Genomic DNA, 11,910 nt, shown 5'->3' with positions numbered 1-11,910 from the left:
CAAAGCTGAACTGAGAACCGCTCTTCATCGCCATGCCACCGCCCCTTCGATCGCTCACAAACAAAGTGAATCATATTCGTCGGGTTTTGCAATGGTCCCCTTGTGGGAGAGGATAGAAAATCATGGTCTTAGCTTTAGCTAAGTCATAGATTTTCTTGGTGAGGGGTGCCGCCATTTTTTGGGCGATGGCCATTCACCCCCATAGCTCCCGCTCAGGCGGATGCACCCATGAGCCATCATATACCAGCCCCGGCTCGCGATCCCGCGCCAAAAGCAGCGGACCATCCAGATCTGCAAAGGCGACGTCCTGTGCCAGCAGAACCGCAGGCGCCATGGCAAGCGACGTGCCGAGCATGCATCCCACCATGATCGTGTAGCCGAGGCGTTCGGCCTCCGTTTTCATGGCGAGCGCTTCAGTCAGGCCGCCGGTCTTGTCGAGCTTGATATTGATGGCGTCGTAGCGGTCGCGAAGTGATGCGAGGTCGGCTGTGAGGTGGACGCTTTCATCCGCGCAAATGGCAACCGTTCTCTCTATATTGGCCAGAATGGCGTCCTTGCCGGCAGGGAGGGGTTGTTCGATCAAGGCGACGCCGAGCTCCGCTGCAATGGCAAGGTGACGCTCTATATTATTATCGCTCCAGCCTTCATTGGCATCCACGATGATGGCGGCATTGGGAGCCGCCGTGCGAACGGCTCGCAGGCGTGCTTCGTCATCTTCCGTTCCGGTCTTGATCTTGAGCAGCGGACGATGAGCGTTTTCCGCAGCCTTCGCAGCCATGGTCTGCGCATCGCCAAGTGAGATGGTGTAGGCGGTAAGGACCGGTTTAGGAGACGCGGAAACAACGTGAGAGGCGACTGGCTTTCCCGAAAGCTTTGCTTCCAGATCCCAGAGAGCGCAATCCACCGCGTTGCGGGCAGCACCCGGTTTCATCCGTTGTTTCAGCTGTATCCTGTCCAAACCATTCGCGATCGAGTCAGCGACTGCGTTGATATCGGCAATCACCCCCTCAATGGTTTCGCCGTAGCGCGCATACGGCACGCATTCACCGATACCCTTCACGCCATCTTGGGAGATGGTGCAGGTTACCACATGGATTTCCGTGCGGCTTCCGCGTGAAATGGTAAAGCTGCCTGCAACTGGGAAGGTGTCTGTTGTGGCTTCGAGGTAACGGCGCATGAAAATTGCCCTATAATTCGGGGTAAAACCTTGGAACCGGAGATATTTCCATCCATTTCGTGTGCACCGCTGTGGCTTGCTGGTCCGGCAAACGATATGAATCGTTAAGAGAATCTTTCAGTAAGCTGCATTCGCTTGGAGCAAGATGCAAGAACAGGAAATACGGCAACAGGCGCAATCGGCGGCCATCTCGGCGGATGACAACGCAGAGCGAGGCGGTGCGCGCTTTGTTTTGAGCGGTTCCTGGCGCAATGCAAACATCAGTTCGGTTCTACCGGATATCGACAAGATAGAAGCAGCCAGCACATCCGGTCCCGTAACGATCGATCTTTCCAATATCGACAATATCGATACGACCGGCGCATGGATACTTCACCGTATGCGCAGCAGGCTGGAGGCGTCCGGTGCGCAGGTAACTTTCGAAGGCAATGAGCGCGTCGAAGAGATCATCACGTCTCTTCCCGCGGAAGCGCCGATGCCGCCGAAGGATAAAAACAGGAAAAGCCTTACGCAGCGCATTTTCGATCCTGTCGGCAGGAATGTGGTGCAGGCGGGCGCGGATTTTCTGGCCGGCATGTATATTCTCGGCTCCGCCGTTCGCGGGGCGCAGATGAAGCTGGGGCGTGGGCGCGGCGTTTCGCCAGCCGCCATCGTCAACCAGATCGACCACATGGGCGTGCGCGCCGTGCCGATCATTACGCTGATGTCGTTTCTGATCGGTGCGATCATTGCGCAGCAAGGCGCGTTTCAGTTGCGTTACTTCGGCGCGGAAGTCTTCGTGGTCGACCTCGTGGGCATCCTGCAATTGCGCGAAATCGGCGTACTTCTGACAGCCATCATGATCGCAGGTCGTTCAGGCAGTGCCATCACTGCCGAAATCGGCTCCATGAAAATGCGCGAGGAGATTGACGCGCTGAAAGTCATCGGGCTCAACCCGGTCGGCGTGCTGGTGTTTCCGCGTTTGGTGGCGTTGACGATTGCGTTGCCACTGTTGACGATCATCGCCAATTTTTCGGCGCTGTTCGGGGCGGCGGTCGTGTCACTGCTTTATTCCGGCATCACCTTTGAAGTGTTCGTATCGCGTCTTCACGCAGCCGTCGAAAGTTCGACGATAGCGTCCGGCATGATCAAGGCGCCCTTTATGGCGCTGATCATCGGTATCGTGGCGGCTGTCGAGGGCATGAAGGTGGGCGGCAGTGCGGAATCGCTCGGTCAGCACGTTACCTCGTCGGTCGTCAAATCGATTTTCGTCGTGATCCTGGTGGATGGTGTCTTCGCCATCTTCTATGCAGCCATCGATTTTTAAGGAGAGGGCTGTGGAGCAACAGGAAGCCATCAGGGAAAAAGAAAACAGGAACAAAGATCGCGAGGTCGTGCTTTCTGTCGAGGGCGTGTCTGTAGCCTTCGGAAACAAGGTTGTTCTCGACAATCTCGATCTCGATGTCTATCGGGGCGAAATTCTTGGTTTCATCGGCCCTTCCGGCGCTGGAAAATCGGTGTTGATGCGTTCAGTTCTTCGGCTTTTGCCGCGTCAAGGCGGGACGATCAAAATTCTTGGAACGGACTACGACAAGGCGTCCGAAGAAGAGCGCATGGCGCTCGACACACGCATCGGCGTTCTGTTTCAGCAAGGCGCGTTGTTCTCTGGCCTGACGGTCAAGGAGAACATTCAGTTGCCTATGCGCGAATATCTCGATCTGCCCCAGAAATTGATGGACGAACTGGCCGCGCTCAAGATCGAAATGGCCGGATTGAAGCCGGACGCTGCCGATAAGTTCCCGTCCGAACTCTCTGGCGGCATGATCAAGCGCGCCGCACTGGCACGCGCGCTTTCGCTAGACCCGGATCTTCTGTTTCTCGACGAACCGACGTCCGGTCTCGATCCGATCGGTGCCGCAGAATTTGATATGCTGATTGCGCGGCTGCGTGATTCGATGGGGCTGACCGTTTACATGGTGACCCACGATCTCGACAGTCTGTTTTCAGTCTGCGACCGCATTGCCGTTCTCGGCAACAATAAGGTCGCAGTGGAAGGTACGCTCGAGGATATGTTCAATAGTGACGATCCCTGGGTTCAATCATATTTCCGCGGAAAGCGGGCTCGCGCCGTCGTCCTGCCGGATGGCACGCAACAGATTCCGGGGAGTAACGGATAAGCATGGAAACCAAGGCAAATTACACCATTGTCGGAATTTTCACGCTGATCGTGATCGCGGCTGCTTTCGGCTTCGTTTACTGGATGGCAGAATTCGGGCGGGGCGGCCCGACCGCGCAGTTGACGATCCGTATTCCGGGTTCTGCAAACGGTCTTTCCGTCGGCTCACCGGTGCGGTTCAACGGTATTCCCGTGGGAACCGTACGTGGGCTCTCCATCGACCGTGATGACCCTGCCTACTCCATTGCATTTACCGAAGTGCAGGCGGATGCGCCGGTTTTCCCATCGACGCGTGCCGTTCTTGAAATTCAGGGCCTGACCGGTGCCGCCTACATCGAGCTTTCCGGCGGGCGCAACAATGACGAGCGCATCCTCCAGAAGTCGTTCGAAACCGGCGTTCCTGCGGAATTGACCGCCGATCTTTCCAGCGTTACCAACCTTCTGGCAACGGCAGACAAGATCCTTCGCCGTGCCGATGGCGCAATTGGCGAGCTACAGGGTTTCGTGCAGGATGCACGCGGGCCTTTGACGCAGACGGTGCGCAACGCCGAGAAATTTTCCAACGCATTGGCCTCCAATTCGGATGGCATCGAGAACTTCATCGAAAGCCTGAGCTCGCTTTCGACAACCGTTCAGTCCGTTTCGGTGCGTCTGGATAGTACACTGACAGCGGTCGAGGGTCTGGTGAAGGCTGTGGATTCGCAGAAGATCGATTCCATACTGACCAATGTCGACAAGGTGACGTCGGATGTCGCCGCATCGTCAGGCGGTATTCAGGACGTGATGGAAACGGTGCAGCGCACATCGCGTAATTTCGAGCAGGCAAGCGCTGAAGTTCAGACTGTGGTCAAACGCGCCGACGAGCTGCTTGCGTCCGTCGATGCGGCCAAGGTCGGCAATGCGGTGGAAGACGTATCGGCTGCAACGGCGGATGCGCGACAGGCAATCGCCTCCTTCAAGCAGGTTGCAGACAGCGTTGGCACGCGTGCGCCGGATATCGATCAGGCAATCGCCGACTTCACCGATATGTCCCGCAAGCTGAACGCCGCTTCAAGCCGCGTCGATGGCATTTTGGCCAAGGTCGATGGCATGCTTGGAACCGACGATGCCAATTCGCTTTTTGCAAAAGCGCGTGAGACGCTCGCATCCTTCAAGGCCGTGGCTGACAATCTCAACGCGCGTATCGGGCCGATTGCGGACAATCTGGCACGGTTCTCCAGCTCGGGCCTGAAGGATTTCCAGGCACTGATCGGCAGCACGCGTCAGACCGTGGACAATCTGAACAATACGATCACTAATTTCGACCGCGATCCGCAGCGTCTGATCTTCGGTGGCGAGAACGTAAAACAATATGACGGCCGGACACGGCGTTGATGGGGGATAGTGAGTTCATGGTTTCGCTGACGCGTCGGCAGGGAGTTTCCCGAGCCTCGACCAGATTTGTAGTGATGCTGCCACTGCTCGGTGCCCTGCTTGCAGGCTGCGGCGGTAGCGCGAAGAACGATACGTTCGATTTGTCAGTCTCTACTGCGCCTGTTACGCAGGCGCCATCGCTGCGCTCCCGCCAGCTGTTGATTGCGGAGCCAACGGCGCTTAAGGCGCTGAACAGCGAAAACATCGTCGTGCGTCTGTCTGACTCTGAGGTGCAGTATCTTGCGAATTCGCAGTGGAGCGATAGCCTGCCGCGTATGGTGCAGTCCAAGCTGGTCGAAGCATTCGAGGATACGGGCAGACTTGGTGGGGTGGGGCGGCCGGGCCAGGGGCTGGCCATCGATTATCAGGTCGTGACGGATATTCGCAGCTTCGAGATCGATACGAAGGGCAATGTTGCCAATATCGAGATTTCGGTAAAGCTGCTGAACGATCGCAACGGCACGGTGCGGGCGCAAGAAGTCTTTCGTTCCAGCGCACGCGTAGCCGGTACGGGCAGCGCCAATTTCGTCAAGGCTCTGGATAGCGCCTTTGCGGCTGTAAACCGTGAGATTGTTGCCTGGACATTGCGATCGCTCTGATCTTCTCGTCCGCTCAATCGAAACGCCGCGCATCGAGATGATAGCGCGGCGTTTTTATATGATCCTCATTCAGCTGCGGGCTTGTTCTGCCATTCAGGCAACGGGAAGATCGCGTCATATGCCCAGTTAAAGACGAAAGCGTAGACGACGTAGAAGAGCGCGAAAGCTATATCCATCACCAGAGCATGCAAAATGGTGATTTGCAGATACCATGCGATGAACGGCATCAGCACCATCAGCAAACCGAGTTCGAACAGGATGGCATGGGCCACGCGGATTTGCGTCGTCTTCTGCGTCGTCCCGCGGACGTGCTGCATCAGATGGTCGAAGCCAAGATTGTAAAGATAGTTCCAGGCGGTTGCGACGGTGGCGCTGACGACGCCAACGACACCAATGTCGCTTAGAGGCATCTTGAAGATGATAGCTCCGAGCGGCACGACCAGCATGAGGCCGATGATTTCGAAGCTGAGGGCGTGGCGGATACGATCGCCAATGCTACGCATGGGTAACTCCCGAGATAGTATCGGGCCGTCCCGAATGCTTTCGCCGCCATGGCCGAGGTCGTCCTCGCGAGGATGATATAAGGCCTTGGGAGAATTCTTGCAAGTTTCCGGACATGGAACAAGAAAGCGCTGTTCTGAAAACGTGCTGATGCCCGAGCCAGATGAGAAAGTGGTCGTTCCCACTTTCTCATCTGCGCGGACGCTGGTTCAGGCGGCCCGCAAATCTTCGATCCATTCCCCAACGGCCCTTGCTTCAAGCTCATGGCCCTCTTCGCGCCATGTTTCCTTCAAGGCGGCGGTCTGCCAATCCTGCATGGCGTCCAGCGAAAGAAGCGAATTCTTGTAAGCGTCGGAGGCGGGAGACAGTTTCGTCCCGTAGGTCTGGAAGCGGAACGCGACCGGGCAGAAGAAGGCGTCGACTGTCGTAAAGGTATCACCGCCGAGGAAAGGACCGCCGAATTTTGAAAGCCCTTCCTGCCAGAGCGTATCGATGCGGTCGATATCGCTTTGCAACGACGGGCTGATCGTGGCTGGACGTATGCGAAGCCCGACGCTCATTGGATGATCATTGCGCAATGAGGAAAACCCTGAATGCATTTCAGCGCTCGCCGACCGAGCCCACGCACGTGCTTTTGCATCTACCGGCCAGACGCCGTCATGACGTTCAGCCAGATATTCTATGATTGAAAGCGAATCCCATATCGTCAGCGCATCGTCAACGAGGCAGGGAACCCGTCCCGTTGGAGAAAACAATTTGAAGTCCTGCGACGGATCGCCAAACGGTGCGATCTTTTCGTCAAAGGGAATGCCGAGCGTGCGCATCAGAATCCACGGACGCAAAGACCAGGACGAATAATTCTTGTTGGCAATATAAAGATCGTACACGGCATTCTCCTTCCGACTGAGTGGACTTTCGTAACGCAGGATGCCGCTGCAATACAGGGCCGTTGGATGATGAGTGTCTTCAAACTATTTGATGGCTTCGGGACGCAAGCACGAGGGCGCACCTCAACAGCATCGTTGCCGAGGAACAAGGGAACTTTTCGCACCCCTTACGCGTCACCCTTCAGATAGAGGAGGCTCGATTTGGAAAGTGTGACTGGGGGGTGTCTATGCGGCAAAGTCAGATTGAAAGCGACGGGCAAGCCATACCGCGTTGGGGTTTGTCACTGTATGGACTGTCGCAAGCATCACGGCTCGCTTTTCCATGCATCAGCGATCTTTCCCGCGAATGCTGTAGAGATCCAGGGTGAAACGAGAGATTACAAGAACCGTTTCTTCTGCGGATCCTGCGGCTCTCCGGTTTTCGGACGGAGCGGCGATGAAATTGAAGTCAATATCGGCTCTCTAGACGCACCCGATCAATTCGAGCCGACCTATGAGCTTTGGACAATCCGCCGGGAAGGGTGGCTGCCCGACTTTCCGATGATGCGGCAATATGAAGAAGACCGAGAGGCGACGAGCAGGGAAGAAGAAGGGCGTCAAGGATGAGTCTGTGAAAATGACAGCGACAACCGGTTATATGTCGAAAATGATCCAAGAATTTGGAGCATGTTACGCGAAAAAGGATTTACGCAATATGCTCCAGCTTATTCCTGCATCATCACAGCAAAACCGATGCGCAGTTTTGCGGGATATACTTCAGAGTTAGATTTCTACTCACGCTCAGCCGTGCCGAACTCTGTAGAACCCAAGCGATTTCACTAGGATTTGGCCAGTGTTTCCTGGCGCGCACGGAGAGTATATCCAGATGTGCGCACCGCTGACCTGACGGTTTAATGATAGCGCCGAATGAGACCTACAAGCTTTCCCTGTATTTTTACCCGATCAGGACCAAAGATGCGTGTTTCATAAGCCGGGTTTGCAGCTTCAAGCGCAATGGATGCGCCCTTGCGGCGAAAGCGTTTCAGGGTTGCTTCTTCATCGTCCACCAGTGCGACGATGATATCTCCGGGATTGGCGGTACTACCGTTCTTGATGATCACCGTATCGCCATCGAAAATACCGGCCTCGATCATCGAGTCGCCCTTGACCTCCAGCGCATAGTGATCGCCCGAGCCGAGCATATCCATCGGTACTGCAACATCGTGCGTGTTGTTCTGGATAGCCGAGATCGGCACACCCGCTGCAATGCGACCCATCACAGGAACGCTGACCGCGCCCGATAGTCCTTCGTTTGCAGGCTTCGGTGCCGGGGCGGGAGGCTCTGGCGCTTTCGTCTTTCCAAGGCTGCCTTCAATGACGCTTGGCGAAAAGCCACGCTGCGGCTTTGCAGGAGAGGGTGTGTATGCTTCCGGTAGCTTGATGACTTCCAGGGCGCGCGCACGATTTGGAAGCCTGCGAATAAAGCCGCGCTCTTCCAACGCCGTGATCAGGCGGTGGATGCCCGATTTGGACGCCAGATCGAGTGCGTCCTTCATCTCATCGAAGGATGGCGGCACGCCGGATTCTTTCATTCTCTCATGAATGAAAAGAAGCAGTTCCTGCTGTTTGCGCGTGAGCATGAAGAAAGACCCCCGGAGAGAGATTCGTGAAACAAATACAGAACAGACACTATATGTTCCATATGTGTTCCGCAATCCCTTAAAATTCGGCTAAGTTCTGTAGGCGCGAAAACAAAACGGGAATGGCGCTGATCAAATTCGGATAGATAAGCTGGAATGAAGACCGCTAACTTCCGTTGTTTTCATTAGACTTTCTGTATGAAAATAGGGGTTCCCAATGCGCCAATTGGGAGAATAAGCTTTTCGCCATTCCAGCGTAGCTGCCAAGGTATTGTTTAAGCTTACTTTATTGGGAAAATTGATCGTTTAGACAAAGGGGCTTAGGTTGGATTGAGAAAGTATTGGGAAAATGGGCGTCAGTCATCCCACCATGTGGGCGGCGGGTTCGTTCCAAAACCGATGCTCAAGCCATACTCTGTGGCTATGGCACGATAGACATCCTTCTCTTTAACGATGCCCGATTTCAGCCATTTCTCTTTAGTGTCGTTCAGCACCGATATTAAATTACTGAGATTAATATGCAGGCCCATTAAATCGTTGTCGTCTAGTAGTTCAGCAATCTTCTTTTCTTTTTCAGTTCCATCCGAAAGTTGAAGTCTTAAAAGAAGAAGAGACAGCCAGAAAATCCTGTCATCAACCAGCGGCTTTTTTTTGGAAAACCCGTAATCGTCAACAGATTCGTCTTCCTTCCCCGTCAAAAGCCAGTCCATTGTCGTGTCGAGGCCCCATATCATCTTGAAGAGATATTTGGTGGGGATTGAGTTTCTACGTTTCCACGAAGCGAGCGTGGTTCGGGATACTTCCAACATATCTGCAAGTTCCTGATCCTGCTTGAGCGCCCATAGCGACTTGGCTCGGTCAATGACGGCGTTTGCGTCGTAAGTACGCATTTTGAAACATTCCTATTTACAAGTCGCAAAATGCAACATAGATTGCATATTGCAACGACAATCGCACGGGCAATCCTTTGATGCAACAACCTGATAACGGCCTTTATCATCTTATTAGAGGAAAACTAGTTGCCAAAGGCACGACGCTAAATCGTTTACCAAACCAGTCATGCGGCTGGTGCGTCAGCATGGGATTGAGCTTCATTGCCCACGTACCGAAGTATCACGGCTTTGCCGAACTTCGGATCACTGACGAAGACGGCAACGACATCGGTATCGCGGTTTCTGACAAACAGTTCGACGTGCTGGACGAGCGCGGCGCAAAGGAAAGCGCCCGCCGCATCAGCGTTCGCAACAAGGCTCTCACCAAGCTCGCCAAGTCGGTTCCTACCATTGATGTCGGCGCGGAACTCATCGAGTTCGGACGCAAGCAGTTGCCCGTTATTCCGAACGAGCCGGACGCGACCATATCCATCGACCAGCCGGGATCGCAGCGGCGGGCAATTCTGCCGGTTCCTGTCGACAGTTTGGACAGTCAGCGCCGCGACGACGAAATCCGCCGTTCGAATGACGAGGCGGTGAGTTTGCTCTCTCAATTTTTGGATCAGGAAGGCAGGTACAATAATGCGCGCTCGCCCTGCGAACATACCCGAAATCATCGTAGAGACTGCCACGGTAAAGCTGGTGCGCGAAGCCGCGCAATATAGCCTAGACCTTAAATTTCCGGTTCGCCTGATTGGCAAACCCGGTACAGGCAAAAGCTCGGCCTTGTGGCACATCGCGGAAGATTTCGGAGGCGTATATTGCGAAATCTCTCAGCAAAGTAAGGCTCCGAGAGGTATGATCCAGTTGCTGTTGCGGGAGGCCGGTCAGCTTTCGCAGCAAAAATATATCGATGAGCTTGCCGACGAAGCTTACTACTATTTCCGGTCTGGCAATCGATACAATAACAAAACAGGCACCTACAATGACGGTCCTATTTTGCTTGTTGTCGACGAAGTGCAGACCCTCGAAGTGCCTGCTTTCCGCGAACTTCTCCGTATTCAGGAAAAATGCGGGATCGGTCTATTGCTGGCAGGTAACGCCGAACGTCTAGCGTCCACGCGCAAGAAGGAAGCAGACACATGGGCGCAGATAGAAAGCCGGATCGCAATGACAAGGCAGCTTCCAGCGCCAAGTCGGAAAGACTGTGATCTGATCGGCAGCACCTACAATGTCGAGGGCATGGACGCTTATGGGGTTCTTGCGGCCTATGGCGCGAAGACGAATTTCCGCGATCTCGTCCAGTTACTTGAAACAGCCAAGCGCCTTACGGGCGGAGCAACGGGTGTCCGGCTCCCGCACTTGAGAAGTGCGCTCGGCATTCTCACAACGAAGCCTGATTTGCTCCGGCTGATGCAACCCGAAGCAGCCTAACCGCAGCTTCCCCGACTTTAAAAACCTTTCAACCAACGGGCTCCGCGCAGTTGTGCGGCGTAGTGCGGAGCCACGCCTACATTCAACGAGGAGAATGAAATGCCAGCATACCCGACACAGGAATACAAGGACTATCGCGAACTGCTTGACGACATGGACGTGGCAATCATCGCGGTCAAGTCGTTTGGCTCCATGGTTGAACATTCGATCCGAACTGGTGAAGACTTGAGCGCGGACGGTTACGGTATGGAGCGGCTTCTCAACCTGCAATGCCGTCACCTCGAAAGCATCGCAACTGCATTGCGTGATGAGTTCGCAGAATTCACCGCATCCAAGTTGGCAATCCGTGACACCGACCAAATTGCCGAATGGGCAGGCGTTTCAAAATACGTGGTAAATAGGGTGATCTCCATCGCAACAGGGATCGATCTCGGCCCACCGACAGAGCGGCACACAGACAAGCCGCCATACATGATCAAAAAGGAGACGGCCAATGCGAGCGCCTAAGTCGTCCCTGCCAGTAACTCCGAAGCAGATCGCCCTTTTGCATGTCGCGAAAAAGCAGTTGGGACTCGATGAGGACACCTATCGCGCCATTCTCGTTAAGGTCACTGGATACGATAGTGCCGCCGATCTCCACCAGCCGGGATTTCTCGCAGCCGTGAAATACTTCACGGCGATGGGTTTCCGATCCACATGGACGAAGCGCAGCTATGGCTATCGCCCAACCATGGCGACACCGGCGCAGGTTGAACTCATCCGGTCGTTATGGGCTAAGTTCCTTGGCCGAGACGACGAGAACGATGCCGAGCTTAGCAAATGGCTGGACCGCTTCCACAAGGTGTCGTCGCTCCGCTTCGTTGACAGCAAAAAGGCGGCAAAGGTGATTTCGGCGCTCCGCAACATGAACTCTCGTCAGCAGGATCAAAATTGAAGGCGGTTTAAAGGCCGTGGAATCGATCTCCAGAGTTTTCCGCGCAATCATCGCGCAGAGCTTGCGAAAGCCTTCTACGGCCCCACCTGCGAATTTCGTTCTCAATTGCGGTCGAGGGTGTCAATCAGCACCGAACATTCACCCCTTTTACTTATCCAATTTTGACCCCCTGTATGCGATCAGCGCTTGGCCTGCCCGGCGCTGGCCGGGGTTGCAGAGGGTAAGGTAATCGGCCATCCGACCTTGCTTGCCGTTGCGTGTCTCTGTTTCCAGCCGGTTAACCAGGTCAACGACATTGTAGAAGCGTCCACGTGTGCCG

At 54.8% G+C, this 11,910-nt stretch carries 14 protein-coding genes and 1 pseudogene; 9 read left to right on the top strand and 6 right to left on the bottom strand.

What is annotated here, in order from left to right; genetic code table 11:
• Nucleotides 1–193: 193 nt before the first annotated feature.
• On the bottom strand, nucleotides 194–1,177 hold the full coding sequence (gene dgcA, locus G6L28_RS08220; RefSeq protein WP_174063304.1) for an N-acetyl-D-Glu racemase DgcA: 984 nt from the start codon (nucleotides 1,175–1,177) through the stop codon (nucleotides 194–196).
• 145 nt (nucleotides 1,178–1,322) lie between these two features.
• Here dgcA and G6L28_RS08215 point away from each other — a divergent pair, with 145 nt between their 5' ends.
• From G6L28_RS08215 to G6L28_RS08200, 4 genes are all read left to right on the top strand, one after another.
• On the top strand, nucleotides 1,323–2,483 hold the full coding sequence (locus tag G6L28_RS08215) for an ABC transporter permease (protein WP_174063303.1): 1,161 nt from the start codon (nucleotides 1,323–1,325) through the stop codon (nucleotides 2,481–2,483).
• 10 nt (nucleotides 2,484–2,493) lie between these two features.
• Entirely contained in the window at nucleotides 2,494–3,333 is an 840-nt protein-coding gene (locus G6L28_RS08210; RefSeq protein ID WP_337795754.1) for an ABC transporter ATP-binding protein, read from the top strand.
• Nucleotides 3,334–3,335: 2 nt separating this feature from the next.
• Nucleotides 3,336–4,706 (top strand): MCE family protein, encoded by a 1,371-nt coding sequence (locus G6L28_RS08205; protein WP_174063301.1) that lies wholly within the window; start codon nucleotides 3,336–3,338, stop codon nucleotides 4,704–4,706.
• A gap of 74 nt (nucleotides 4,707–4,780) precedes the next feature.
• A complete protein-coding gene (locus tag G6L28_RS08200) occupies nucleotides 4,781–5,344 on the top strand; it encodes an ABC-type transport auxiliary lipoprotein family protein (protein WP_425292663.1) in 564 nt (187 codons plus the stop codon).
• A gap of 65 nt (nucleotides 5,345–5,409) precedes the next feature.
• Here the strand turns inward: G6L28_RS08200 and G6L28_RS08195 are convergent, their stop codons facing one another.
• Both G6L28_RS08195 and G6L28_RS08190 read right to left on the bottom strand, forming a co-directional pair.
• Entirely contained in the window at nucleotides 5,410–5,847 is a 438-nt protein-coding gene (locus G6L28_RS08195) for a PACE efflux transporter (RefSeq protein ID WP_174063300.1), read from the bottom strand.
• A gap of 207 nt (nucleotides 5,848–6,054) precedes the next feature.
• Complete coding sequence (locus tag G6L28_RS08190; protein ID WP_174063299.1) at nucleotides 6,055–6,732, bottom strand: glutathione S-transferase N-terminal domain-containing protein; 678 nt, start codon at nucleotides 6,730–6,732, stop codon at nucleotides 6,055–6,057.
• A gap of 201 nt (nucleotides 6,733–6,933) precedes the next feature.
• Between G6L28_RS08190 and G6L28_RS08185 the strand changes: the two genes are divergently transcribed.
• Nucleotides 6,934–7,338, top strand: a complete 405-nt coding sequence (locus G6L28_RS08185) for a GFA family protein (protein ID WP_174063298.1) — start codon at nucleotides 6,934–6,936, stop codon at nucleotides 7,336–7,338.
• 284 nt (nucleotides 7,339–7,622) lie between these two features.
• On the opposite strand, the gene lexA is transcribed toward G6L28_RS08185, so the two are convergent.
• Entirely contained in the window at nucleotides 7,623–8,351 is a 729-nt protein-coding gene (lexA, locus tag G6L28_RS08180; RefSeq protein ID WP_174063297.1) for a transcriptional repressor LexA, read from the bottom strand.
• A gap of 356 nt (nucleotides 8,352–8,707) precedes the next feature.
• Nucleotides 8,708–9,241, bottom strand: coding sequence for a helix-turn-helix domain-containing protein (locus tag G6L28_RS08175; RefSeq protein WP_174063296.1), 534 nt, complete (start codon nucleotides 9,239–9,241; stop codon nucleotides 8,708–8,710).
• A gap of 188 nt (nucleotides 9,242–9,429) precedes the next feature.
• Between G6L28_RS08175 and G6L28_RS08170 the strand changes: the two genes are divergently transcribed.
• The 4 genes from G6L28_RS08170 (at nucleotide 9,430) to G6L28_RS08155 (ending at nucleotide 11,591) form a co-directional block, all read left to right on the top strand.
• On the top strand, nucleotides 9,430–9,948 hold the full coding sequence (locus G6L28_RS08170) for a hypothetical protein (RefSeq protein ID WP_174063295.1): 519 nt from the start codon (nucleotides 9,430–9,432) through the stop codon (nucleotides 9,946–9,948).
• Complete coding sequence (locus G6L28_RS08165; protein WP_174063294.1) at nucleotides 9,866–10,657, top strand: ATP-binding protein; 792 nt, start codon at nucleotides 9,866–9,868, stop codon at nucleotides 10,655–10,657. Before G6L28_RS08170 ends, G6L28_RS08165 begins: the two co-directional genes overlap by 83 nt.
• Nucleotides 10,658–10,756: 99 nt before the next feature.
• On the top strand, nucleotides 10,757–11,164 hold the full coding sequence (locus G6L28_RS08160) for a hypothetical protein (RefSeq protein WP_174063293.1): 408 nt from the start codon (nucleotides 10,757–10,759) through the stop codon (nucleotides 11,162–11,164).
• Nucleotides 11,151–11,591 (top strand): regulatory protein GemA, encoded by a 441-nt coding sequence (locus G6L28_RS08155; RefSeq protein WP_174063292.1) that lies wholly within the window; start codon nucleotides 11,151–11,153, stop codon nucleotides 11,589–11,591. The genes G6L28_RS08160 and G6L28_RS08155 overlap by 14 nt, the downstream gene beginning before the upstream one ends.
• Before the next feature lie 222 nt (nucleotides 11,592–11,813).
• Here the strand turns inward: G6L28_RS08155 and G6L28_RS22840 are convergent.
• A pseudogene (locus G6L28_RS22840) lies at nucleotides 11,814–11,910 on the bottom strand (IS21-like element helper ATPase IstB); the annotation flags it as partial.

Origin of the sequence: Agrobacterium larrymoorei, assembly GCF_013322225.1 — a bacterium.
Taxonomy (GTDB): Bacteria; Pseudomonadota; Alphaproteobacteria; order Rhizobiales; family Rhizobiaceae; genus Agrobacterium; species Agrobacterium larrymoorei_A.
Note: the sequence above shows the minus strand (reverse complement) of the source record. Positions and strands in the feature narration are given on the sequence as shown.

Excerpts from the sequence above, each read along its gene's own strand:
- dgcA (WP_174063304.1), bottom strand. The coding sequence starts at position 1,177 with ATGCGCCGTTACCTCGAAGCCACAACAGACACCTTCCCAGTTGCAGGC.
- G6L28_RS08155 (WP_174063292.1), top strand. The coding sequence starts at position 11,151 with ATGCGAGCGCCTAAGTCGTCCCTGCCAGTAACTCCGAAGCAGATCGCC.
- G6L28_RS08205 (WP_174063301.1), top strand. The coding sequence starts at position 3,336 with ATGGAAACCAAGGCAAATTACACCATTGTCGGAATTTTCACGCTGATC.
- G6L28_RS08200 (WP_425292663.1), top strand. The coding sequence starts at position 4,781 with ATGCTGCCACTGCTCGGTGCCCTGCTTGCAGGCTGCGGCGGTAGCGCG.
- G6L28_RS08170 (WP_174063295.1), top strand. The coding sequence starts at position 9,430 with ATGGGATTGAGCTTCATTGCCCACGTACCGAAGTATCACGGCTTTGCC.
- G6L28_RS08215 (WP_174063303.1), top strand. The coding sequence starts at position 1,323 with ATGCAAGAACAGGAAATACGGCAACAGGCGCAATCGGCGGCCATCTCG.
- G6L28_RS08165 (WP_174063294.1), top strand. The coding sequence starts at position 9,866 with ATGCGCGCTCGCCCTGCGAACATACCCGAAATCATCGTAGAGACTGCC.
- lexA (WP_174063297.1), bottom strand. The coding sequence starts at position 8,351 with ATGCTCACGCGCAAACAGCAGGAACTGCTTCTTTTCATTCATGAGAGA.
- G6L28_RS08195 (WP_174063300.1), bottom strand. The coding sequence starts at position 5,847 with ATGCGTAGCATTGGCGATCGTATCCGCCACGCCCTCAGCTTCGAAATC.
- G6L28_RS08175 (WP_174063296.1), bottom strand. The coding sequence starts at position 9,241 with ATGCGTACTTACGACGCAAACGCCGTCATTGACCGAGCCAAGTCGCTA.
- G6L28_RS08160 (WP_174063293.1), top strand. The coding sequence starts at position 10,757 with ATGCCAGCATACCCGACACAGGAATACAAGGACTATCGCGAACTGCTT.